Raw genomic sequence first — 1,057 nt, 5'->3', positions numbered from 1 at the left:
ATGCCATGTATTACCACCGGGGCTATGCTATCCATGGGGCATACTGGCATCGTAAGTTTGGTACTCCAGTAAGTCATGGCTGTGTCAATGTAGCTGTGGATCATGCTGAGTGGTTATTTGATTGGGCGTCTGTGGGAACACCAATCGTGATTCATCAGGGCGTTGAAGAATTGGCCAATGATGAATGATATCAAGTCTGTTGAATCATTTGAATCATTTCCAAGATCGTTCTTCTTTTTTTGTAATGGGTAATTGCTAAGGGAAATAACCAATTACCGTAAGCATTCAGGCTACCGCTGTCAGCATTCAGCTGACAGTCCTGTTAATTTTTTTAAGAATAGTTGACCAGCTTCTTCCAAATTCCCATCCAGGGAAAATGTCAAGCTGCGGACTCGAATATCACGAATTTTAACATCAAGGGGTTGAGTTAAAGGAGCTGGATATACTAAAACTGCCTCTTGGCAATCTTGTGTGATGGCATAGATTACTACTTGGTTAAAATCCTCACGAGATGGACTAATAGGGATTTTATACTTAGTATCGAGAATGCAGCATGTTTTCTCAGTCGCTACCTCGTACAGTACTAAATCAATGTAAAAATATAATGTCTTGTCGATGTTTACTTTTTCGAGTATCTTAACGCCAAAGCCACTGGGTAAGTGCGATTTTAACCATTCAGCCACAAAGCGTTCATAGAGTTTTGCCATGTTAACTAGAAAGGGCAACATGGTATTACTACCTGTTTTATGACTTGGTCCACTGTGTTCGAGAAAAAAGCGGCAAAGAGCATGTAACCTTTGGTAATTCTGATTGAGCCGATTATAGTTTCGTCCAATACAATCCCTAGCGCTATAAGGTTGTAGGGTGACAAGGTTTTGTAGGGCATGATAGGCTTGGCGCAACATTGGACTTACTTTAGCGCTATATAAACCAGTGCGACAGATACAGTGGAGTGTCCAGGCGATAATCTGATTATCTTCGATGTCACTAGTGTGTTCGTCGTAATGGCAGTTAAGTTTGATATCCCATGGCTTCTGGATGTACAGCAAACGATCCA

Annotated in this window: 2 protein-coding genes; one reads left to right on the top strand and one right to left on the bottom strand. The window is 41.3% G+C overall.

Annotated features, from left to right (window positions below):
* Nucleotides 1-188 (top strand): L,D-transpeptidase (locus tag F6K37_RS44165; RefSeq protein WP_287257449.1); only part of this gene is annotated, 188 nt, incomplete at its 5' end.
* A 111-nt stretch (nt 189-299) separates the two neighbouring features.
* Here the strand turns inward: F6K37_RS44165 and F6K37_RS44160 are convergent.
* Nucleotides 300-1,057, bottom strand: a 758-nt coding sequence (locus tag F6K37_RS44160; RefSeq protein ID WP_502887849.1) for an McrC family protein, incomplete at its 5' end; no start/stop codon positions are given.

The sequence above is a fragment of the Moorena sp. SIO4E2 genome (assembly GCF_010671945.1).
Classification (GTDB): domain Bacteria; phylum Cyanobacteriota; class Cyanobacteriia; order Cyanobacteriales; family Coleofasciculaceae; genus Moorena; species Moorena producens.
Note: the sequence above shows the minus strand (reverse complement) of the source record. Positions and strands in the feature narration are given on the sequence as shown.